Source organism: Paenibacillus sp. JT22N12 (genome assembly GCF_056269365.1).
On the sequence record NZ_JBWDNU010000006.1, the window covers coordinates 95,771 to 119,884 of the forward strand.

Annotated in this window: 18 protein-coding genes; 14 read left to right on the top strand and 4 right to left on the bottom strand. The window is 52.0% G+C overall.

Annotated features, from left to right (window positions below):
- Positions 1-368: 368 nt before the first annotated feature.
- The 11 genes from AC0YOA_RS21915 (at position 369) to rpmJ (ending at position 11,473) form a co-directional block, all read left to right on the top strand.
- Positions 369-2,186 (top strand): cache domain-containing sensor histidine kinase, encoded by a 1,818-nt coding sequence (locus AC0YOA_RS21915; protein ID WP_475788415.1) that lies wholly within the window; start codon positions 369-371, stop codon positions 2,184-2,186.
- A complete protein-coding gene (locus AC0YOA_RS21920; protein WP_475788416.1) occupies positions 2,183-3,457 on the top strand; it encodes an ABC transporter substrate-binding protein in 1,275 nt (424 codons plus the stop codon). Before AC0YOA_RS21915 ends, AC0YOA_RS21920 begins: the two co-directional genes overlap by 4 nt.
- A gap of 37 nt (positions 3,458-3,494) precedes the next feature.
- Positions 3,495-4,676: a response regulator gene (locus AC0YOA_RS21925; protein ID WP_475788417.1), complete on the top strand. Its 1,182-nt coding sequence runs from the start codon at positions 3,495-3,497 to the stop codon at positions 4,674-4,676.
- Between the two features lie 106 nt (positions 4,677-4,782).
- Positions 4,783-6,105, top strand: a complete 1,323-nt coding sequence (locus tag AC0YOA_RS21930) for an ABC transporter substrate-binding protein (RefSeq protein ID WP_475788418.1) — start codon at positions 4,783-4,785, stop codon at positions 6,103-6,105.
- 144 nt (positions 6,106-6,249) lie between these two features.
- Positions 6,250-7,095: a carbohydrate ABC transporter permease gene (locus AC0YOA_RS21935; protein WP_475788691.1), complete on the top strand. Its 846-nt coding sequence runs from the start codon at positions 6,250-6,252 to the stop codon at positions 7,093-7,095.
- A 44-nt stretch (positions 7,096-7,139) separates the two neighbouring features.
- The gene (locus tag AC0YOA_RS21940; protein WP_475788692.1) at positions 7,140-7,982 is read left to right on the top strand and encodes a carbohydrate ABC transporter permease; all 843 of its coding nucleotides are present in this window, start codon (positions 7,140-7,142) and stop codon (positions 7,980-7,982) included.
- A gap of 251 nt (positions 7,983-8,233) precedes the next feature.
- Positions 8,234-9,076, top strand: a complete 843-nt coding sequence (locus AC0YOA_RS21945; RefSeq protein ID WP_475788419.1) for an SDR family oxidoreductase — start codon at positions 8,234-8,236, stop codon at positions 9,074-9,076.
- 318 nt (positions 9,077-9,394) lie between these two features.
- The gene (locus AC0YOA_RS21950) at positions 9,395-10,138 is read left to right on the top strand and encodes an SDR family oxidoreductase (protein ID WP_475788420.1); all 744 of its coding nucleotides are present in this window, start codon (positions 9,395-9,397) and stop codon (positions 10,136-10,138) included.
- A gap of 15 nt (positions 10,139-10,153) precedes the next feature.
- On the top strand, positions 10,154-10,654 hold the full coding sequence (locus AC0YOA_RS21955) for a DinB family protein (protein ID WP_475788421.1): 501 nt from the start codon (positions 10,154-10,156) through the stop codon (positions 10,652-10,654).
- Positions 10,655-10,726: 72 nt separating this feature from the next.
- Positions 10,727-11,278 carry a flavodoxin family protein gene (locus AC0YOA_RS21960; protein WP_475788422.1) on the top strand — a complete coding sequence of 184 codons (552 nt, stop codon included), beginning with the start codon at positions 10,727-10,729 and terminating at the stop codon, positions 11,276-11,278.
- Positions 11,279-11,359: 81 nt separating this feature from the next.
- The gene (rpmJ, locus tag AC0YOA_RS21965) at positions 11,360-11,473 is read left to right on the top strand and encodes a 50S ribosomal protein L36 (protein ID WP_210040079.1); all 114 of its coding nucleotides are present in this window, start codon (positions 11,360-11,362) and stop codon (positions 11,471-11,473) included.
- A 222-nt stretch (positions 11,474-11,695) separates the two neighbouring features.
- Here rpmJ and wrbA read toward each other — a convergent pair whose 3' ends face one another.
- From wrbA to cdaS, 3 genes are all read right to left on the bottom strand, one after another.
- Positions 11,696-12,310, bottom strand: coding sequence for an NAD(P)H:quinone oxidoreductase (wrbA, locus tag AC0YOA_RS21970; RefSeq protein WP_475788423.1), 615 nt, complete (start codon positions 12,308-12,310; stop codon positions 11,696-11,698).
- Positions 12,311-12,452: 142 nt separating this feature from the next.
- The gene (locus AC0YOA_RS21975) at positions 12,453-13,061 is read right to left on the bottom strand and encodes a diadenylate cyclase (RefSeq protein ID WP_475788424.1); all 609 of its coding nucleotides are present in this window, start codon (positions 13,059-13,061) and stop codon (positions 12,453-12,455) included.
- Between the two features lie 33 nt (positions 13,062-13,094).
- Positions 13,095-13,712 carry a sporulation-specific diadenylate cyclase CdaS gene (gene cdaS, locus AC0YOA_RS21980; RefSeq protein WP_210040076.1) on the bottom strand — a complete coding sequence of 206 codons (618 nt, stop codon included), beginning with the start codon at positions 13,710-13,712 and terminating at the stop codon, positions 13,095-13,097.
- A gap of 743 nt (positions 13,713-14,455) precedes the next feature.
- Between cdaS and AC0YOA_RS21985 the strand changes: the two genes are divergently transcribed.
- Positions 14,456-18,040 (top strand): S-layer homology domain-containing protein, encoded by a 3,585-nt coding sequence (locus AC0YOA_RS21985; protein ID WP_475788425.1) that lies wholly within the window; start codon positions 14,456-14,458, stop codon positions 18,038-18,040.
- 178 nt (positions 18,041-18,218) lie between these two features.
- Here the strand turns inward: AC0YOA_RS21985 and AC0YOA_RS21990 are convergent, their stop codons facing one another.
- Positions 18,219-19,757 carry a multicopper oxidase family protein gene (locus AC0YOA_RS21990; RefSeq protein WP_475788426.1) on the bottom strand — a complete coding sequence of 513 codons (1,539 nt, stop codon included), beginning with the start codon at positions 19,755-19,757 and terminating at the stop codon, positions 18,219-18,221.
- 189 nt (positions 19,758-19,946) lie between these two features.
- On the opposite strand from AC0YOA_RS21990, the gene AC0YOA_RS21995 reads away from it, so the two are divergent.
- Together AC0YOA_RS21995 and AC0YOA_RS22000 are read left to right on the top strand one after the other, a co-directional pair.
- Positions 19,947-20,186 (top strand): spore germination protein, encoded by a 240-nt coding sequence (locus AC0YOA_RS21995; protein WP_210040072.1) that lies wholly within the window; start codon positions 19,947-19,949, stop codon positions 20,184-20,186.
- A gap of 528 nt (positions 20,187-20,714) precedes the next feature.
- Complete coding sequence (locus tag AC0YOA_RS22000) at positions 20,715-24,008, top strand: OmpL47-type beta-barrel domain-containing protein (protein WP_475788427.1); 3,294 nt, start codon at positions 20,715-20,717, stop codon at positions 24,006-24,008.
- Positions 24,009-24,114 lie beyond the last annotated feature (106 nt).

Genomic DNA, 24,114 nt, shown 5'->3' on the forward strand with positions numbered 1-24,114 from the left:
CGCACCAAGCGGATTTTCCAATTTGCCGTGAAGCGGACTCGCATTGTCCCGCTTGCCGCTCAATAGTTAATTGTTTAACTATTAGCTATTTAACAATAATACTTTACCTGTTCCCTGTCAAGCAGCCTGCATTGCCGGTGCAGCTGCGGTGCGGCTCGTGGATTCAAATCGCCGCCCCGGGTGGAGAGTTGACAGCTGCAATAAGCGAAAGGACAGTTAAATAACATCAGAAAAGGATTTATTATAGAAAGGTGGAATCTTTTTATGTTAACTTTATTTTTGAAAGGAGGATTATCGTGCCTGAGTATGGAGACTCACAGAAATTTCATTTGTGTCGGAATTTGTAACGGAAGGGAATGTGATCCGCGATGCTTCGCCGTCCTTTGCCAATATTCGTGCAGCTGCTTGCCGGGATTTTCCTTATTTCCGTTCTTGTAATCGCTCTCACGAATATTCTGAATTACCGCCTGACCTCCCAGGTGATGCTTAACCGGATGGCGGATTACACCCAGCAATCAGTCGAGCAGCTCTCGGATAAAATCGATGTGCTGCTGGCTCAGTACGATCAGTTATCGCAGCTTGTCGTGTTTGACGACCGTGTCCAGCAAACATTGAACGAAGCAGGAAGCGAGAAGCGCGTTGCGGAAGATCCGATCGAATTCAGCAGGTACATTGGCCAGAAAACGCGGCATATCGCAAACGGCATGCTGATTCATCTGTTTGACAGAAGCGGTCATGGATACTCCTCAACGGATTCGCTGCAGCTGTTCTGGCGCGAATATGACGAAGCATCCTCTGTAACATGGTACAGCAAGATGGCCCGCATGGACGGTAAAATGCTGTGGGTGTACGGTCCCGCATGGAGGGACGGTGAAATCCCGGCCATCATCGGGGCGCGCAAAATCAAGTATACGAAAGATCTTCATATCATCGGCGACGAATTCCTCGTTTTTCCTGTCGATAAATTGAACCGGATGATCGGGCAGACCGTTCAACCGATCGAGCGCAAGGTACAGGTGATGGATCCGCTCGGCAACATCGTCTATTCTACGCAATCGAGCGAAATAGGTACGGCTGCCGATACCGGTCTGTTCGCCAAATTCGCCGACGGAGGCCCGCTGTTCTTCGATTGGACTACCCGGGAAGAAGGCGAGCAGATGTATGTAACCTACGCAAAGTCCGCCTATACGGGCTGGACAACGATTGCTTATTTCCGGAAAGAAGCGGTATACAGCGACACCTCGCAAATCTGGATCCACGCCCTGCTGACCATCGCCGCAGGTACGGCTGTCGCCCTTATTCTGGTCGCTTATTTCACATGGACGCTCACCAAGCCTATCCGCTACCTCGCGCTTGGGATGAACAGAATCGGCAGACAGGCGGTCCATCCGGTGAAGATGCGGTTTACCAGCAGGGAGATATCGCTTTTATATGCCAATTACAACCAGATGGTCAACCAGCTGAAGACGCTGATCGAACGGTTGTCGGAGCAGCAAATCAGCGTGCAGCGGGCTCAGCTCGTCGCGCTAAAAGCGCAGTTCCGTCCGCATTTTCTGTATAATTCGCTGAATTTGATCTATTGGACTATCGAGGACGGACGCGCCGAGGAGGCACAGGAGATGACGCTTGCCTTAAGCGATTTGCTTCGTTACAGCATTCATCCCACGTCGGATATGGTCATGCTCAGGGATGATCTGGATCAGCTGGAGCGGTACCTGTTCCTGCAGCGTTCCCGTTATGGGAGGGTCCTGCAGGTGAGCGTGGAGGTCGAAGAAGGACTCGAGGAGCAGCGGGTGCTCCGCCTCATGCTTCAGCCGCTTGTCGAGAATGCGATCCGGCACGGGCTCGAACAGAAGGAGCAGGGCGACTGGCGCATTCGCGTCTGCATTTGCCGAAAAGGCGACCGATTGCTATGTGCGGTGGAAGACAACGGTACGGGATTGGATGCGGATGCCATGAAGAGGCTGGAAATACGGGTTCGTCAGAATCAGATGCCCGAGGGAAAAGAGGGCGGCATCGGCCTTTCCAATCTGCACAGCCAGCTTCAATCCTTCTTCGGGGAGCCTTACGGTTTAAGGCTTTTTGCCAGTCCGCTTGGCGGGCTTGGAGTCATTCTGTCGCTCCCCCTTGACAAGGCAAAACCGGCATCGGTGTGGAGCGAATTGCTTGGAGGTGACGGCCGTTGAGCAGACATGGGTTCATTCTGCCTTTTCTGATGACGGCGTTCATGATCGTCGTTTGTTCCTGTATGCCGCAAACATCTCTGCCGACTATCAAAGCGCATCCGGACAAGACCACAATCCGCATATGGCTTTGGCAGGGCAGCGGCCTGGAATCACTGATTCAAGCCTATAAGGACAGTCATCAGGGGATCGATGTGGAGATTGTCACTTCCCAATACGACGATATTCAACCGAACCTGATGATCGCCTTCGCAACCCGGTCCGATTCGCCCGATCTCGTCCTTCTGGATTCGTCGCAAATCAACCAAATGAAGAATTTCCCCGCATATTTCCATAATTTATATGAGTACGGCGATGAGCATGTCCACTACCTGGATTGGAAATGGAGGCAGGCGGAGAGTGATGACGGCAGCTTTTTGTTTGCGCTTCCGGCCGATATCGGTCCTGTCGCTCTTGCCTACCGCTTTGATTTGTTTGCAGCCGCAGGCTTGCCCGCAGGCCGCACGGAAATTACAGCCATGCTTGGCAGCTGGGACGATCTGGAGCGGCTTGGGATCGCGCTCAAAGAGAAGTCGGGCATCCCGCTGTTCGACAATTTGACCAATATTTATCTTTCCTATTTGAATCAATACGTACAGCCGCATTCAGATAAATCCGGAAATGAATCCGTTGCCCGATTCAAGGAAGCGTGGGACCGGACGATCCGGTTCCATAAGCTCGGTTTGAGCGCGGGGCTGCAATCCCAGACGCAAGCCTGGGCAAGCGGAGCGGTGAACGGACGGTTCGCCGCCGTTCTGGGACCATCCTGGGTGCATGGGCTGATGAAGAAGAATGCGCCTGCGACTGCCGGCAAATGGGATTTGGCACGACCTCCCGGCGAACCATCCAACTGGGACGGGACATTCATAGCCGTGCCCGCCGCAAGCCGTTATCCGCAAGAGGCGTATGAACTTGCCCGGTGGCTGACTGCTCCGCCACAGCAGCTCGATAATTTTATTCAGAACGGAAACTTTCCGTCAACCCCGGAATCCTACGCATCCTCCGAGTTCATCGGGATTCACGATCCTTTTTTTAACAACGCGCCGACCGGCCAGATCTATTCCTATACCGCACTGCGTTATAAGGGCGGGTTTGAGGATGCGGATATGACCATTACGGACCGGCTCATCCGCGATGCGCTGCAGCGGGTGGAGACTGAAGGAGCAGACCCTGATCTTATGTGGGAATCGGTCATGCAGGAAGTTGGCAGCGACACAGGCAGCAGCAGGAATTAAATGGATAAAATATACCTTTACAGCGGGAGAGATGGCCGTGTTTACGATAATGGTTGTTGACGATGAACCGAATGTACGGATACCCGTGTGCCGGATGCTGTCGCAGCTCACAGGCGTGGACAACGTCCTGGAAGCAGGCGATGGAGAGGAAGCGCTGAAGCTGCTGGATCAGCATGAAGTGCAGCTGATCATTACCGACATCCGCATGCCAAGGATGGACGGACTGGAGCTGGCAGGGAGAGTGAAGGACCGGTTCCCGAATTCGCAATTGTATATATTAACCGGTCATGCGGAATTCGACTACGCCCTGAAGGCGATGGAGCATCAGGTTGCGGGGTATTTGCTCAAGCCGCTGTCCAAGCAGAAGCTGCTGGACGTGTTCGATGCTGCGTATGCGAAATACCGCGAGCGCTATCATGTCCACCAGGTGGATACGATCCGCAGCAGTGCGCTGCTCGAGAAGCGCATCCACGACCTGCTTCATGACCTGCCGCTGCCCAAATTCGACGAGAACCTGATTCCACCCTTTGAGCAGATATCGCTCGTTTCCTTCTCCACCAGGGATCTTCAATCGCTGGGCGAACCGTCCGTCCGGTATTTCATCAGGAACAGTGCATATGAAGCGTTCGGCAAGCTGGGCGTGCCGGTGGTCTGCCTTGAGGAACGTTTGATTACCATTGTGCTGTTCACAGCCCGATATGACCGGGAGTTATGGGAGGAGCTGGTGAACGAGACGGTGCTGTGGATTCAGGAAAAGCTGCGCATTCCGATCAAGACAGGATATGGCGGTCACAGCAGCGACATCGGAGATATCGGTATGATGTATGTGCGCTGCGTGGTTAACCTTGGATTTACCGAGCTGTCGAGGCGCGGAGCAAGTGAACGGCTGGCTCCCATTGTGCGAAGCTTAATTGCCTATATTCACAAGGAATATGCAGGCAGCGCGCAGCTTGCCGATTTTGCCCAGACGCATCAAGTCAATGCCAATTACTTAAGCAATCTTTTTCATCAGGAGACAGGCATGACCTATTCCCAGTATTTGACCCATCACCGCCTGATGCAGGCGAAACGGCTTCTCCGCGAAAGCAATCTTAAAATTTACGAGGTATGCGAACAGGCGGGATACCGGGACCCTGCGTATTTCAGCCGCATTTTTAAAATGGCGGAGGGCATGTCGCCGAACGATTACCGTCTGTGTGCGTCACTTTCCCAACATTAGTACAAGAAAACGAAGATTACTCATCTATCCCCGGAATGGGGCTGACCGTACACTATATGTAAGGGCTTACTTTAGGCGGTCCTACCAGAAGAAGGGAGAATCAGTGATGAAGGGAACAAGGTATTTCAAAACACTCTTGTTGATTGTACTACCGCTGATGCTGGTACTCAGCGCTTGCGGAGGAAGCGGTGACAGCGTCAACAATGGAACAGATGCTTCGCCCGGCAGCACAGGAGGCGACAGCAGCAAGAAGGTCAAGCTGCAGATGTGGTTTTGGCAGGGGGCGTCCTTCGAGAAAATTATTCCGGAATTCAACAAGCTGCATCCGGATATTGAAATTGTCCCGCAGATTTACAAATGGGAAGACGCGCACAAGAAGCTTCTGACCGCAATGTCCGCCGACTCGGGAGGCCCGGATATCGCAATGATCGATATCTCGCAGCTGGACCAGTTTCTGAAATATCCCGACAAGTTCTATGACTTGAACGAGTTCGGCGCATCTGATCTGAAGGATGAATACCTCGAGTGGAAATGGAACCAGTCGATCGTCGGTGACAAGCAGCTCGGCTTGCCTACGGACATCGGTCCTATGGTGCTGTACTATCGGGCGGATCTGTTCGAGAAAGCGGGACTCCCTTCCGCTCCGGAAGATGTCTCCGCGAAGATCACGAACTGGGATGAATTCCTCGAGGCGGGAAGAACGCTGAAGGAAAAGACGGGCGTAGACATGCTGTCCAACCCGTATGAACTGTACGGCGCGATCCGCGACCAGGGCGATGAGCTGTATTTTGATAAAGACGACAATATGATTATCGATCAAAATCCGCAGATCAAGAAGGCGCTGGATTATTACATCAAAGCCCGCGATATGGGCATTGCCGGCACTTATGACCAGAAGAACGCTCTGCAGGAATATTCCGCAGCGCTTAATTCGGGGAAAATCGCCACCTATATTTCGGCGGCTTGGGGACGCGGCCATGTCGAGACGCGTGCGCCCGATACGAAAGGCAACTGGCGTGCCGCGAAAATTCCGGAAGGCACCGGCAACATGGGGGGCTCGTTCCTGCTCATTCCCAAGCAGAGCAAATATGCCGAGCAAGCTTACGAGGCCATAAAATGGATGCTCTCCCCTGAGCAGCAGCTGGAAGTGGCCAAAATCTCCGGAAACTTCCCTTCGACGCCTTCGGTCTACGGCGATAAGACGTTTACCGAGCAGGGCTTCGATTTCTGGGGCGGGCAAAAGCTTGGCGTATTGTTTGCAGAAGTCTCGAAAGATGTGAAGGTGCAGCGTAAAGGACCGAATTATCAAACGGTGGAAGATATCATCAACGACGGGATGCAGGCGGTCACGGTCGGCAAGTCCGAGGATCCCGAGAAAGAATTCTGGGCGCTCGTCGAGAAAGCAAAGACAAAGCTCAAGAACAAATAAGGTTATCCATTCCCCCGAAAGCGGGCGGCAAGCTCCTGCTTGTTCTTCCATAGCCGCCGTTTTCGGGGGAACCCCTGAAAAAGATAGTAGGGTTAAGGAGGTGGGGACGTGAAAGGGTTCAGATCATATTTGGCTTCCTATCTGATGATTTCACCGTTCTTTATTCTATTTCTCATATTCGGCCTGTTCCCGATCCTGTTCTCGCTTTATCTCTCGTTCCATGCATGGGACGGGCTTGGCACGATGGAGTATGTGGGCTTTCGGAATTTCAAAAATTTGTTGTCCGACGATCCCGACTTCTGGAAGTCGGTCGGGAATACGTTTGTCATCTGGTTTCTTTCTACGCTGCCGCAGCTGTTCCTTGCGTTGGTGTCCGCGTTCCTGCTCAATGCGGCTTTCATGCGGTTTAAAGACTTCTTCCGCGCCGTATTTTTCCTGCCGAATATTACGTCTATCGTCGCCGTTGCGATTATCTTCGGTTCTTTTTTCGGCACGCAATTCGGCCTGATCAATGGACTGCTCGGCATCATGGGTATTCCGAGAATCGATTGGATCAATGATACATTCTGGGTGAAAGTCGCGATTGCCCTGATGGTCATTTGGCGCTGGACGGGCTATAACGCAATCATCTATCTGGCCGGTCTGCAGGCAGTGCCAAACGATCTGTACGAAGCGGCAACAATCGACGGCGCAAGCCGCACACAGCAGTTTTTCCGGATAACGCTTCCGCTCCTGAAGCCGATCATCCTGTTCACCGTCATTCTGTCGACCATCGGCGGCATGCAGCTGTTCACCGAGCCGGCGATTCTGGTCGGCAACACCGGCGGAGCGACGAAGGGAGGGCTGACGCTGGTGCTGTATCTGTATAACCAGGCGTTCGGCAACCAGTTGTTCGGCTACTCGTCGGCAATCGCATGGGTGCTGTTCCTCCTGATCGGCATCTTCTCCTTCCTGAACTGGAAATTCATTTCGAGGGGAGAGAGCATGTGATGGATGCAAAAGCTCCTGCTGCAACCAGGCTGCCGAAAACCAAGATGTCCGCCAGGACGGGAAGGAAGTTCAGCTTTGGTCTGATCGGCATCTATACAGGCATGTTCCTGGGCGCCATTCTGTCGTTGTTTCCATTCTATTGGCTGATTGTCATGTCCACGGCAACAACCTCTGATATGTTCCGGTTCCCGCCGAGACTGCTGCCAAGCGATCAGCTCCTGGTAAATATTCAGAAAGTGCTGGATAACGTCGGTTTCTTCCAGTCATTCGCCAACAGCCTGATTGTAGCGGTTTCCCATACGCTGCTTGTCCTGTTCTTCTGCTCCATGGCGGGCTTCGTTTTCGCGAAATTCGAATTCCCCGGGAAGGGCATCCTGTTCCTGTTTCTGCTTATGACAATGATGATCCCGCAGCAGCTCGGCCTTATCCCGCAGTTCATCATCATGCAGAAGCTGGGCTGGATCAACGAATTGAAGGCGCTCATTATTCCCGGTGTGGCCAATGCGTTCGGCATCTTCTGGATGAGGCAGTATACGCATTCCGTCATCCACGATGAGCTGATCAACGCAGGACGGATCGACGGATGCCGGACATTTGACTTGTATTGGCGCGTGGCACTGCCAATCCTCCGGCCGGCGCTTGCCACCTTGGGGATCATTACGTTTCTGGGCTCGTGGAACGACTATCTGTGGCCGCTTGTCGTCATATCGGTTCAGGACAAATTTACGATCCAGATGCTCATCGCCTCCATGAACGGCGTGTACAGCACCGATTATTCCATGGTAATGGCCGCCACACTGATGGCGACGGTGCCGTTGATCATCGTTTTCTCCCTCTTCAGCCGCCAATTCATCGCAGGTTTGATGCAGGGCTCGGTCAAGGATTAATCATCATAAGGAATCAATCATGCGAAGGATAGACCTTAATACAATCGTGCAAACAGGCTGCCTGATTTTACCGGGCAGCCTGTTTGAGCACGCGCTGAACTCTGACGGCATTGCGGACGGGGAGTCCAATATAATTGATTCTTTCTGGTAAATCGGGTCGTTCCATTGACTAAATGGTTAGATCAGTTTATATTATTACTAACCAGTTAGTTAATATAATGGCTGAACCCAAAGAGAGAAGGAATGATCCAATGACACAACGGACCTGGCTGATTACCGGCGTAACCAGCGGCTTCGGCCGTCACATGACCGAGCAGCTTCTTGCCCGCGGCGACCGTGTCGCCGGCACCGTCCGCAGGATGGATGCCATGAACGATCTCAAAGCCAAATACGGCGACAAACTGTGGCTCGCCCATCTCGATGTAACCGATACGCCAGCTATCCATCAGGCTGTGAACCAGGCATTCGCCGAACTCGGCAAGATCGACGTTGTGGTCAACAACGCCGGTTATGGACTCTTCGGCGCAGCTGAGGAGCTTACGGATGAGCAAATCCTCCACCATCTGAACACCAACCTGATCGGCTCGATCCAGGTGGTCCGCGCCGCACTTCCATATTTGCGCGCGCAAGGGGGGGGCCGCATTATCCAGCTCTCTACCTATGGCGGCCAGGCGACCAATCCAGGCGCGTCGCTGTATCACGCAAGCAAGTGGGGAATCGAAGGCTTCATCGAATCAACGATGAAGGATGTTGCACCTTTCAATATCGGTGTCACCATCGTCGAGCCTGGCGGCGCGCGCACGGAGTTCAGATACGGCAGCGCCAGGATCGGTACGAAAATCGATGCCTATGACGCAAGCCCTGCCAGCATGACCCGGCGATTCATTGAGGGCTCCACGCATCTTCCGATTGGCGATCCTGCCAGGATGGCCAAGATCATGATCGACAGCGTCGATCAGAATCCGGCTCCGGAGCGGATCGTGCTCGGCAGCGACTCTTACAATGCGATTCACAAGGCGCTTACCGAGCGGCTCGCGGCTCTGGAAGCGCAGAGAGATCTCGCATTCTCGACAGACTTCCCCGTGGACCATTGACTAGAAGCGGTGGACTCATCCCAAAATCCGGTCTGATGCCCTTCGCTGGACAGCAGACAACTTATCCAAGGCGTTACGCTTACAGAGGAAGGATGTACAAGTCAACATGGCTTGTGCATCCTTCTTTGCCGTTCCTTCCAAGGCTCCTTGCCGCTAATAGGGCGGGGCCTCTCACGCTTATGCATAAAATTTTTCACTCCCATCCATGCTAACTACTCACAGCCTTTTTCGCTATTCGGATAATATGACATACTGTCGTCATATTATGAATTGTATAGTATGTATGTAATCATAAATCAGGTACGAGGAGAGACAGCTATGGAAAACGTAAAGTCAAAGGTCATCATTATAACGGGAGCATCCAGCGGGATCGGACAAGCTGCGGCGGAGTTATTGGCTAAATACGGTGCAAAGATCGTATTGGCAGCGAGAAGAGAAGATCGTTTGCAGAAGATCGTAAGCGATATTGAAAAAAAGGGCGGAGAGGCTGTATATTTAGCAACCAATGTGGCTTCTTCGGAAGACATGCAGGAACTGGCCCGATTTGCATTAAAGCAATATGGACGCATCGATGTGCTTGTCAATAATGCCGGAATTATGCCTCTTTCTCAGCTGAATGAATTAAAAGTCCACGAATGGGACCAAATGATCGATGTCAATATCAAAGGCGTTTTATACGGGATTGCCGCCGTTCTGCCAGCTATGAGGGAACAAAAATCAGGCCATATCATCAACATTTCATCGGTTGCGGGTTATCATGTATCCCCAACCTCTGCTGTATACAGCAGCACCAAATTTGCGGTCAGAGCCATTACGGAAGGGCTGCGCCAGGAAGAATCACCGGCATCCAATATCCGCACCACGATTGTCTCCCCCGGTTTTACGGATACGGAGCTGACCCATGCGATCAGCAGTCCTGAAATTAAAGCCATGGTGAGCCAAATGAGCGACATTGCGATTTCTCCCGACAGTATAGCAAGAGCGATTGCCTTTGCGATTAATGAACCGGCCGATACGGGAGTGAATGAAATTGTCATCAGACCGACCGCGCAGCCATCTTAATCGGTCGCCTTTGAGATGCAAATGCTATTTGGAACAAGAATGGGGGCGGTTTTTATTCCTGAACATCATGATATATTAAGCTTTAAAGCTTTTACTTCCTGGATTGCTGGATTAAACAAATTGGATGACGATTTATGGACAAAACCGATTTCGGAAGGGAAATGGCCGGTTAGCGAAATTGTTTCGCATATTTTGAATTGGGATAACCATATAATCTCGCAGATTCTTCCCGCCGTGAGAAAAGGGAAAAACATCACATTTCCAGATATTGAGACCTATAATCAAAAAGCATCCCAGTATGCCAAATCGGGAATCACACAATCGGCCTTGATCGATGAAGTCATTCGAACCAGAGAACATCTTGTCGCCCAGCTATTGGAGATGCCCGATGATTTATATCATGCGCACTTGAACTATTCTCTTGCATTCCTTATTCAGGAATTTGTTTTACACGACGATCAACATAAAGAACAGATCGAATCATTTGTAAATCGAGAAGAAAGGGTGATAAAATGACAGAACAAGAGGATGTTCGCCGATGCCATAAGGCCTAGTAAGGCTATTTTAGATGCAGGAGGATAACGATCAATGGGAATTGCTGTTCTTCTCGGAAGCTCTCGCAAAAACGGAAATACCGACAGATTGGCAGGTCAGTTGGTAAAAGGTTTGGATGCGGTTAAATTATATTTGTCCGACTATAACATCCAACCGATTAACGATTATCGTCATTCCGAGAGGGAATCGTTCCCGGACGATGATTACCTTATGTTAATGGAACAGGTTTTGAAACAGGACATTATTGTGTTTGCGACACCTGTCTACTGGTATGGAATGTCAGGGGTCATGAAAACCTTTGTTGACCGCTGGTCCCAATCGCTGCTGGAGAACAGAGCGGGTTTCAGAGCTGCTTTATCCGCCAAAAAGGCCTTTGTTATCGCGATTGGGGACGATGAACCTCATTTGAAAGGACTGCCATTAATCCAGCAATTCCAATATATTTTTGATTTTGCCGGCATAACGTTTGCGGGTCATCTGCTTGGTAAGGGAAACAGACCGGATGACATTCTGCACGATGCGGCAGCTCTTATTGCTCTCGAGGAATTACGGGGAAAACTGAACCATTATCTCGCAGGTGCATAAAACGCAATGCCGATTGGAAAGCATGAGGATGCCGGGTTCTCCCGGACACTTGCGAATGGTTGAAGTTGGGAGGTAATTACAATGAAAGTCAGACCCTCTGTTAAGCCTATTTGTGAAAAATGCAGAGTTATTCGCCGCGATGGCGAGGTTATGGTCATTTGTGAAAATCCGAAGCATAAACAGAAGCAAGGGTAATGTTCCAGGTCATTTGCTCACCTATGCAGAACCAAATCAGGCTGCAAGAAAGTCCTTGAGGATCAAGCGCTTCACAATGATGACCAGTTCCGATTATTGGAGCTGGTCATTTTTTTGTTCAAACGAATGAATCCGATGGCACTCTTCTGACCTTCATGCATAATTGGAAAAAATTAGTTAAAACCTATTTATACACATCGGATAACAAACGGTTATGGGATGTTAAGCCTGGAATCCTTTCTTTAGCGCCGAAGCGATCGTCACGACCCGTTTGGCTTGATGAATGACGGCAGCTTTGGCATCTTCGACAATTTTTCCTTGCTGGTCAACCGTCACACTTGTACCATAGGGATTGCCTCCTGCATCAAACAGGGATTGATTCGTATAACCTGGCGCTACGACGATGGCTCCCCAATGATACATTGTCGTATACAGAGCGAGTATGGTAGCTTCCTGACCGCCATGCGGGTTTTGTGCGGAGGTCATCGCGCTTACTACCTTGTTGACTATTTTTCCTTGAAACCAAATGCCGCCTGTGGAGTCCAAAAATTGTTTCATCTGTGCCGCAATATTTCCGAAACGTGTGGGGGTGCTGAAAATTATGGCATCTGCTGCCACGATATCATCCGGAGCTACAGTGGGGACATCCTTGGTCGCTTCGACATGCGCTTTCCAATCCGGGTTAGCGTCAATCTCTGATTGGGGCGCAAATTCCGGTACCTTGAAAAGCTTGACGTCTGCCCCCGCAAGCTTCCCTCCTTCTGCAGCCCACTGGGCGAGTTGATAGTTTGTACCCGTAGAGCTGTAGTAGACAACCGCCAGATGTACATGTGCCATACCTTATATTTGCCCCTTCCAGACCATATTCGCTGTATCTTCATCTTCTTAAGGTTTAGATGTCCATCCCATATTATTCGCACCGGACCGCACAGATATTCCCAGATGAAGAATAGCCTGTTTCTGTATGGTGAACAAGTTACTATGTCGTCGAGAATGGGTATAGATGTCCATCTAAACAAAAGGACGTTAACCCGTTGTCGAAAACGAGCAAAATTAACGCATCGGAGCGTTCCGATAGTCCGATCGCGGCAAGCTCACGGGCATTGAATGACCGATCCCAGAAAATTTGATCCGTAAGGGGAAGAACATTGGCAGCGGATATAATCATATCGCCCTGAATCAACACCGCACCAGCATGCAAAGGGCTCTCCGGAAGGAAAATGGACTCCAGCAGCGGAGTGGAGATCTTTGCGAATATGGGTGTGCCATGACTTATTAGAGGAGCAATAAGGTCTTCTCTTTGAATGACGATAAGCGCTCCTTGCCGTTTGGAACTCAAATGATGCATGGCAAAGGATATTTCCTTATAGTGATTTGTGTATTCAGACAGAATGCTGTTCAAAAAATAGGTGGACGCAACCGATACCGATTCGGAAAACCTTTTGGAGATATCATCAATATCGCTTAGAAGTTGAACACGTTCCTGCTCAAAGGTAAAAATAACATTTTTCAGTATTTCCTCAATCCGGGTCAGCTTTTTTATTAATTCAGTCCGCAGAAGAGAAAAGTCGCTATTGGCAATATCCATATGTAAAACCCTCCGCCTGACAGGGATTTAAGCTTATTTTGATTCCGGGAGCTGAAAGGGGTAAAGAGCACCTTTATAGGAAAATGATTCTCTTCCCGTTTCCTCGGATACCACGACGATTAATGCGTCCGTCCGCTCCGACAATCCGATTGCAGCGCGATGGCGTGTCCCTAACTTTTTTTTATATGTTTTTTTGGTGAGCGGAAGGATGTTGGCAGCCGATACAATAATATCGTAACGGATCAATACAGCTCCATCATGCAAGGGGCTGCCCACCGGGAAAATGGAATCCAAAAGCGAACCTGAAAATTCGGCATGGATAGGCACTCCCGGGGTAATCCATTCGTCAAGCGGATCTTCCCTTTGGATGACAATAAGAGCCCCTTGCCGTTTGGAACTGAGCTTGCGGACGGCTTCGAAAATTTCGTTAAACTTATTTGTATAAGGAGCCAGCAGGCAGCTTAGGTAATACGCCGATGCCATCTTTCCCGAATCCGAGAATCTTTTAGAAAGATGTCTAAGATCATTCAGAATGTCAATATCCTCTTGATTCAATGAGGCAATTAATTGGGATAGATTTTCGGAGATGCTGATGAACTGTTCCTTAACATCATTCTGCTGTGGTGAAAGCCCTCCCCCAGTATATTCCATTGCTGTTTAGCCTCCTTTACTATTTTTTAGTTATTCCCGTTGATGGCAATAATTATTTCTAGTAATAGACAGCTGCTGCGGGAACGTTTGATCATATCGTTTTTAGAATGACAATACTCGAACGTTCGTTAATTGTACAGCTATGAGACACAAGGACGATATTAAAAACGAAGCAATCTTTCAGGCCGCGATTGAACTTACTGTTAGAGGCTGATGAAGGATTTATTCTATTGAAATAAAATGGAACGATCGATTATCAAAATATTATTTTATGATTATTTTGAAAGCCGGAATCGGCAGGGAATTGGGCGTATGCGGGCTGGAAGAGTACCTTGAAACCAAAGCGATATCCGGAAGAAGCTGGATCGCCAGAGCAAGCTGGCCCTGGCCTTGAGTGAAGGAAACGGCTTGACGATCATATGTTGAGCTATTCGTATTAAAGACAGCTCCGGGCAAATAAGCCCGGAGCTGTCTTCGTTTTATTCCAAAAAATTTTTTAAGCTCCTTGCAAACCTGCGGATTCTTGATGCTGCGCGGCAGTTTGGGAGATGATCTTTCATTATTCTTTTATTGGCCTTTGCTACAATTACAAATGGCGGTCGTCTGGCTTCCGCGTCGGCAACCATTCACCTGTGTTTGGAACATGGAACACAAGCTGCTGCGCGCAGCTTCGGGAGCTCCATCTCCTGATCGTGCCAGACAATTCGTACATCAATTATCCGTGGAAGGAAAGGAGGCAAAAAATGAGGAAATCAGCTTTAAGCATGCTGCTCGCTTTGGTTATGTTCTGGGCCTCATTATCGCAGGTGCACTATGCAAATGCGGCCAAGGAGAGCGATTATTCGTACACCATTGACGGCGATGGCGCAACGATTACTGATTTCCCGAGAGGAGCTGCTGTGGATATCATAATTCCCGATACCTTGGGAGGAGTACCGGTCACCGCGATTGGGGACACTGCATTTTATATCATCGATCTTACGAGCGTCGTCTTTCCGGACAGTCTGAAGAGCATTGGCAATGATGCATTCGGCTTTAATTTCCTTACCAGCATTGACATCCCGGACGGCGTTACGAGTATCGGCGAAAGAGCCTTCAAGGATAATCTGCTGACAAGCGTCGACATTCCGGACAGTGTGACGAGTGTTGGCCAGGAGGTTTTCTCGAACAATCTCATTACCCGCGTGAATATCCCGGACAGCTTAACGAGCATCAGCGATTTTGCATTTAGAGGCAACCAGCTTACAAGCGTGGTTATTCCGGACGGCGTGACGAGTATAGGAGGTTATGCTTTCCGTTATAATCTTCTGACCAGCGTAACGCTGCTGAATGAATCAACAGTTATCGATAACCTCGCGTTCAACAACAATCAGACCATTGCGGCAGATCTGAAAATTTTTGGTTCCGCGAGATCCGCTGTGCAAAATTATGCAAGGAGCAAGGGGTATACATTTGTGGACGGGACCGTGTTGTTTGCAGCGATGGACGCGGCGAAACAGTTGTTATCAGACCATATGCCAGGCACAAATGAAGGGCAGGTGCCAACGCCCATTCATGACGGCTTGAAGGATGCGCTCGCTGATGCCAGACTTTTCGTCGACGGGATCACGGGCACAACCGTATCCACCGATTTGGAACCTCCCGCAGCCTTGTTGAATGCGGCGATCGATGTGTTCACCGACGCGATCATTCCGCCTCCGGCCGATGCCGCAGCATTGGAAGCGGCAATCGCGTTAGCGGATCAGGCGTTGACCGATCATCCCGAAGGCACGGACGTCGGTGAAGTGTCCAGCGCAGCCCGCACCGCGCTGCAAGACGCAATCGACGTGGCGCAGGGTATCGCTGACGATGCCGGGAATCAAACCCAGAATCAGCTGGATGCGGCAGCCGCCGCGTTGAATGCGGCGATCGATACATTCGGGGATGCCATTATCCTGGCTGGCGATGCCGCAGAATTGGAGGCGGTCATAGCGGCAGCGGATCAGGCGTTGACCGAGCATCAGGAAGGCACGGACGTCGGTGAAGCGTCCAGCGCAGCCCGCACCGCGCTGCTAGGCGCAATCAATGTGGCGCAGGATATCGCTGACGATGCCGGGAATCAAACCCAGGATCAGCTGGATGCGGCAGCCGCCGCGTTGAATGCGGCGATCGATACATTCGGGGATGCCATTATCCTGGCTGGCGATGCCGCAGCATTGGAAGCGGCAATCGCATTAGCGGATCAGACGTTGACCGAGCATCCGGAAGGCACGGATGTCGGTGAAGCGTCCAGCGCAGCCCGCGCCGCGCTGCTAGGCGCAATCAACGTGGCGCAGGGAATCGCTGACGATGCCGGGAATCAAACCCAGGATCAGCTGGATGCGGCAGCCGCCGCGTTGAATAACGCCCTGGCGCATTTTGAAGCCGCTTGGGTGGGGCTTGTGCTGACAGCGCCAGCGGATGGTCTGTACGGCACCAACGATATCCTACGCTTTACGGCGGTCTATGGGTATGAAGTGACCGTGACGGGTTCGCCGGCCATTCCGCTCGCAATCGGCAGCGGCAGCGGTACCGAGACGGTTTATGCCTCTTATATAGGGGAACGCGGCACGCCATTGACCGAGCTTACCTTCGAATATGACGTTCCCGGTGGGCTTGCGGATGAGGATGGCATTGCCATTTCCCCGCAGATGGAGCTTCCGAACGGCGCAAGCATAACGCGTGCCAATGGCAGCGGGGCAGCTTCGCTGGCTTATCAGGCACCGGATACGAAAGGGCTGCATATCGTGTCCATTCCGCCTGCTATTGCCCTGGCCGCTGGAGAAGGCGGCAGTTCATCGATAGGTGTAACGGTAACGGCGAGCGTATATGGAGTGTCGGCGGGCAACACGCTGACCGAGCTGAACTGGCTGCCGGGAAGCCATAGCAGCGCCGATTTTGCAGGCGAAGCCGGTACCGATATTCTGGCCGCGCAGCAGTTCATCGTCTCAGCGAACGGTACTTATACCGTCTATGCCAGGGACAAGGCAGGCAATGAAGCGGTGAGCGAAATTGCCGTCACCGGCATCGATACATCGTCACCCGATCCGGATGAAGACGATGGGGACGATACACCCGGCGGACCGGTTTATACCGGCCCATCGGGTCCCGCAACCGAACCGACGGCAACCATTATGCTGGACGGCGTAAGTACGGCGGTGCGATTCACGAAGGAGACATCCGCCGACGGACAGACCGTGATCCGGCTCTTCCCGACAGCGGAGCAATTGGCCGGAGCCTTCGCCGATCAAGCGGAAACAGAGCTTAAGGCCGACGGGCTCGGTCCGGCGGTCAAGATAAGCTTGCCGGCAGCGCTGCTTCTAAGCGTCCTAAACAGCCAACCGGAAGCCCAACTGCTGATAACCGTGAACGGGAACAGTCTGCGTATTCCGCTAAGCGCTATTGGCGAACTGCCCGAAGGGGCGATCCTGACAGCTGCGATTGCAGAAGCGTCCGATGCGTCGAGCGCTGCCATAAAGCAAGTGATCGACAAGGCGGGCGCGACTCCGCTGCTTGTGCATCCGATCGCTTATGGGCTGGATGCGGACGGCCAGGCCATTACTGGCTGGAGCGGCATCTATGCAGAGCGGACGATCAGGCTGTCCGCGGCAGCCAATCCGGATAAGACGACAGCGGTATGGATCGATGCGAAGGGCGGTCTGCATTTTGCGCCTTCCGTATTTTCAAGTGGCGAACCGCCGATGGTAGTCATTCATTCCCCTGTGGACGGCCTGTATACGGTCATTCAGTCGGACGAATCGTTCCCTGATGTGGAGGGGCATTGGGCACAAGAGGAGATCGAGCTGCTGGCGAACAAGCGGATCGTCGAAGGACAGCCGGACGGCGGATTCGCTCCGAACGCCAAGGTGTCCCGCGCCGAATTCGCAGCGCTGCTCGTGCGCGCACTCGGGCTGCCCGAGGCCAGTGGAGAAGAGCCGTTCACGGACGTGAAGGCGGAGGACTGGTATGCCGAAGCAGCAGAAACTGCGCTGCACGCCGGTTTGATCGACGGCTTTGAGGACGGGACCTTCCGGCCCAACGCCAGTATCACCCGCGAGCAGATGTCCGTGATGATCGCAAGAGCGTTGGCGTTCGCCGGACAAACGCCGCAGACGAATGCCGGCGCATTGGAGCCGTTCGCCGACGCCGCAGACATTTCGGACTGGGCGGCGGATGCGATTGCACAGCTCTCCGGGACAGGAATTGTCCAAGGGACGACCGGCGGGGCATTCGATCCGCAGACGGAAGCAACCCGGGCGCAAAGCGCCGTCATACTGAAGCGGATGCTGCAATATTTACATTTTATTTAATAAGTCAGCAATTCAAACAACCTTCGCTGCCCTCTGGACGGCGAAGGCTGTTTTTGATTGGAGTATGCGTACAGAAGATCAGAGGAGAAGACTATCGCAATGGATAGATGCCCCTGTCATCCGGGTGGCGATGCCGAATGCCGGATGGATGTAATGGAAATGAGTCTCCTGTTTGTCTTTAATCCAGTGTTTTAAAAATTTCCATGGGCCGCATCATTTCATAATCCTCATGCTCCAGCATGTGGCAATGCCACACATAACGCCCGGTAAAAGGTCCAAAACGGGCTATTATGGATGTAATATAACCATAAGGGGCTCGAACGGTATCCTTCAATCCTGTTTCATAAGGTTCAGGAGGATCCGGAGGTCCCGGGAATATAAGGTTTCCTGTTTCTTCAAAATGAGCGACATCAAAAGGCTGACGCTCAAGGATTTGGAAGTCAACCAAATGAAGATGGATCGGGTGGGGATCATCATTAATGATATTAATGAACCTCCATATTTCGACCGTATTCACTTCAATTTTTTCGGATATGCGATCTATCCACATTTTACCGTCCAATAAATTCAAGGATCGTCCATACCGGTCCTGAATTCGGATAAGCACCAAATCTCTTGTTCTCTTGGCCATATTTCTTGATAGTCTTATAAATTCTCCCATGTAAAATGGAAGAGAGCTGGTATCTGCGCTTGTTAGCGGTTGGATGACTCTGAATTGCATAACCTCCGTAGTTTCGGCTGAGGCATTCCCGGTAACATTTTTGAGAGTGATGGATTGGCCGCGGCATTGGGAAAAATCGATGATTACGTCCATACGCTCGGCGCTCAAAAGGATAAATTCATGGATGACGATCATTGTCTCAAGCAGGCCGCTATCCGTGCCAATTTGAAAAAAAGGCTGGTTGCTGTCCAATTTTAATGTAAGGATTCGACTATTGGATGCGTTCAATATCCGAAACCGGTATTTTCGTGGCTCAACGTTCAAATAGGGGTAGACTTTTCCGTTGACCAGTATCGTATCCGCATCAAAAGGAGGGACTAGAGAAGGAGACGGGAGACCTGCATCATCCTGATCCGGTCTGGCGGGATAGTAAAGCGATCCATCGGGATTGAACGATCGGTCCACAATGATAAGCGGAATTTCATATTTTCCTTGAGGAAGATTAAGCGATTGCTCGTGCTTGTCGCGAATGAGATAATAACCCACGAGTCCCGCATAGACATTCAATCTTGTAATTCCTATAGTGTGGTCGTGATACCATAAAGCTGTGGCCCGCTCAATATTCGGATAGATATACACCTCCCGCTCAAATAGAGGTCCCGTTTGTTCGAAATTTCTCGTGAACCATGCCTCAGGGTAACCATCGCTATGGGCTGGCGTTCTTCCTCCATGTAAATGTACAACGCTTCTTCCTTCCGGAAGCGTTGCTTCGGAACCGTGGATCGTGGTATCAACGGGAAGAAAGTGCTTGGCCGGCAGATCATTGATCCATTTGACCAACACAGTCTCATTCTTCATCACATCGAATGTAGGACCTGGAAATATTCCTTCGTACCCCCATAGACGGGTTGGCGGAAGGTCCCTGTGCAGCTTCTGGGAAAACTCCTTCATTATCACTTCGTAATAGGAATGATTGCTGCCTTGCTTCCTGGGGGATAACGTATAGGGAACGGGCAGCTCATCTACGAATTTTTGGAGATTTATCTTTTCGGGCATATAAAAGGGAGACCTCCTTACATTCAAGATCCACGGAGTAAGTTTATGAATGTGAGCTTGCTCTTTATGCTGGCTATAACCGGCGGGTATGGCGGCTTGCCGGATAAATACCTTGCACAGTGGGCTGGAACCTATGGGCAAATGCCGCATACGATGTAAAAACACAGTTGAAGAAGGAGTGATCTTATAATGCCCGCTATTGTCGGCTTTGCCAAAATTGTCAGCGTCGGATCGAGTTCCATCGTCCAGTTCGGCGACTGTATCCAATCGTCTCCATCCAGCACGTCAAAAACATATGCCGGAGCCGGTTCATTTTTAACAGGCAGCCTTGCCAACTCGAACAATGCGCTCAGTGCCACGAACACGAACGACCCTGATTTCCAGGACAGCGTACAGAACGATATTGCCAATGGTGTGAATGCTATTTGAGTCTGACTGGCCGCTCTGAAGAGAGAATCATGCCTTTCCCGATTTCTTTGGAGCTTCTCATTATCCGGTTCGCCGTATCATTGGCATTTACCCTTGAGCAGGTTGGCCGTTCTCAGGATGTCATGGGCAAGAATTCCAGGCCGATCCCCGTTATTAAAGCCTGTCAGTCCCGGGACCTTTCGCTTGAGGAGGCTTATTTCAGCCTCCTTGGCGGCATGTGTCTGCCGGTAATTTTACATAGGGCGTCATCTTTGAAAATCAATCGTCCCCACATTAGCTTCTGATGTCTGGGGATAATAATCTGTTTTTGTTATGGATCCGCGTAAATCGCGGTTTTTTTATTTTTTGGCTCCATATTTCATGCCGGCTCGCTTCATTTGTACGCCGGATTCCCTTTCCAGTACGTGTCCGCTGTCCCTTTCATTTTCTAAAAAAACTCACGATATTTACAAAACCCTATCACCGGCGTTCTTAATCATATGGTAGAATATGGGCGAAATACTAGATTCCATATGAGGAGGGACTTTAATGGGAAATCTTGCGTGGAGAAATGGAAAATGGGTAAAGGCCGCCTTGCTGACGGCTCTGGTACTGCCGCTGTTTGCGGGATTCACAGGCGGGCTCCAGCCGGCCTATGCCGAGGGTCCGGGCGACCCGGCGCCTTTCATTGATGCGAAGATCGTCAACGAGAATGCAGGCAAAAAGGTTCTTTTCGACAACACGCACGCCCAAACGGCGGGAGCGGCGGACTGGGTAATTGACGGGGGCTTCTCGGATTTTGGCCAAGCACTGGCAGACGACGGCTACTATGTAAAGGAACTGCGCAAGTCTGCCGCTTTTACTTATAATGATTTGAAGGATTACGACGTGTTCGTCATCGCGGAGCCGAACATTCCGTTCAAGACGAGCGAGCAGGACGCCATGGAGCAGTATGTCCAGGAGGGCGGGAGCATCTTCTTTATCGGCGACCATTATAACGCGGACCGCAACAAGAACCGCTGGGACGGCTCCGAGGCAATAAACGGGTACCGGCGCGGTGCCTGGGAAGATCCGGCCAAGGGGATGACCGCGGAAGAAAGAAGCTCGGCCGCCATGCAAAATATCGCCAGCTCCGATTGGCTGGCGGACAATTTCGGCGTCCGGTTCCGCTACAATGCGCTTGGCGATATAACGGCGAATCAGATCGTCCAGTCCGGGCAGGCATTCGGCATTACGGAAGGCGTGTCTGGCGTGGCCATGCATGCCGGCTCGACACTCGCCATCATCGATCCGTCCAAAGCCAAAGGGATCGTCTACGTTCCCGAAACGAATGAGTCCTGGGAAAGCGCCGTCGACCAAGGGGTCTATAACGGCGGAGGGATTGCAGAAGGGCCTTTTGTTGCCGTCTCCAAGGCCGGAGCCGGCAAAGCCGCATTTATCGGCGATTCGTCGCCGGTCGAGGACGCCACTCCGAAATATCTGCGCGAGGAGACGGGCGCAAGGAAGACGACATACGACGGCTTCAAGGAGCAGGATGACGGCCTGCTGCTTGTGAATTTGATCAATTGGCTGTCCGAGAAGGAGAGCTATACGAGCCTGGAGCAAGTAAGCGGCCAGCAGCTCGACCAGCCAACGGCGCTGCTGCCGACCGAGTCTCCCGAAGCATCTACGGAGCCGCAGCCGGAGCCTTGGTCCGCCCCGGCGGCCGGGTATAAATGGCATGACCGTTCGACCTTCAAGCCGGGTTCTTACGGCGGACCTGCAAGCAGCGCGAATGCGGCGTACAGCTTCGTCCACCAGGCGCAGCTGCCGAACGCCGCCGATTTTCAAATTCGCGTAGCCGCAGACAATCTGCCTGCCAATACCACGGTATCGGGCTTCGGCGCGGGCATTTATTTGACCGGCGGCGCGCAGGTAGCTCTGATCCGGAATGAAGACGGCACGTGGCCGGCAGCTTATGGCTACAGCGCCGCTTTCAGCTTGACCTCTGACAGCAGGGGGCATGCTTTCAAGGACCTGACGGTCCGGATCAAGCCGGGTACGAATGGAATGGCGAACCTACGCCTCAGACAGAACGGCACGAACCTGCTCACACAGACCGTGACACTGGCAAACGTGCCTGCGGAGCCGTTGCCGGAGGAGGAAGGACCGATTCCGTCAGCTGTCACCATAGCGGAAGCCCGTACGAAGGCGGAAGGAACGACCGTTACGGTGGAGGGAGTGATCACGACCGAGCCGGGTGCTTTTGGCGGACAAGCCTTCTATCTTCAGGATGAGACCGGCGGAATTTATGTGTTCCAAAGCGCCAGCGGCTATCACCAGGGCGATGTCGTGAAGATTACGGCGCCTCTTGCCATTTATAATACCGAGCTTGAGCTTGCCGATTTGGTTGCAATCGAGAAGACGGGCACGGCACCGCTGCCTGGCCCGGTCATGGCGGAAGCGGTGAGCGATGCCAATCAAGGGCAGCTGCTTCAGCTGCAGGATGTGACGATCCGCAATATCATCAGCGCAACGCCTGCGGGTTCTTTTGAATTCGACGCGGTGAACGGTGGAGTCAGCAATCATGTGCGCGTTGATGTGCGGACGGGAGCTGCGCTTGCCGATTTTCCGTATCAGGAAGGAGCCGTGGTGAACGTAACGGGCGTCTCGGCTATTTTCAGAGGGCTCTACCAGTTGAAGCCGAGAGGGCTCGGCGACTTCACAGCGGTGCAGTCGGATACGGAGGCGCCGACAACGTCGGCTGCGCTTTCCACGGCTCCTAACGCCGACGGATGGGTGAATCAGGATGTGGAAGTTACGTTAACCGCTTCAGATGACACGGACGGAACCATTGCAACGCAATATGCCGTTGACGGCGGTGCATACAATGCCTATGCGGGGCCGTTCACCATCACAGAGGAAGCGCGGCATACGATCGGCTATTTCTCTGCGGATGCGGCCGGCAATGCAGAAGAGGCGAAATTCATTCAGGTTAACGTGGATAAAACGCTTCCTGCCGCTGAACTGACCCAGTCGGGGCAGGCTGTAGGGGATGTGCTTGAAACAGCTGTTCTGACCTTTGAATTGGTTTCATCCGACGGGCTCTCCGGAATAATCTCAGAGCAGCTGCTATTGGACGGCGCAGAAATTGCGAGCGGGGAGACGGTACAGGCATCGGAGCTGGGAGTTGGCGCTCACTCGGTAAGCTACAGCGTTGCGGATGCCGCAGGGAACGTCTCGGCTGCCAGCTATCCCTTCCAGGTTACAGGCAAGCCACTGGCGACGGGCGTTCCAGTCAAGCCGGTGCTGTCGAGCAACAACGGTTATGATACGGGCCTGCGGGACGGCAGCTATACGGTAACGATGAATGTATGGTGGGGGATTAACGGCACCTCATTCAAGCTGTACGAGAACGGCGAGCTGATCAGCACGCAGAATCTGACGGACAGGACACCAGCCGCGCAAACCGTGAATACCGATATTGCCGGCAAGGCGAACGGGACTTACCGTTATACAGCGGAGCTTGGCAACGCCTACGGAACGACGATGAGCGATACGCTGGTCGTGACCGTGACGGATGCGTCCCCCGGCAAGCCGGTGCTGTCGCAAGACAATTGGGACGGCGACGGCAAATATAACGTAACGATGAATCTGTGGTGGGGAACGAATGCGACCGGGTACCGGCTGTATGAAAATGACAGACTCATCGATTCGCAGCAGCTGGAGGAGCACACGCCGAACGCACAGCATGCCGTGACAGCGATTGACGGGCGTAAGACGGGAACGTACACGTACCGCAGCGAGCTTGTCAACGCCGCAGGCGAGACAACAAGCGAGACGATCACTGTCGTCGTGAGGTAGCGCGAAAGCGCGCGAAAATACTGCCTCCTTAAAAGCGGGTAAGATGAGATGCCTATGCGGCGCAATGGGAGCATGCCACGAGGTACATCAAAATGAATCCCCGTTT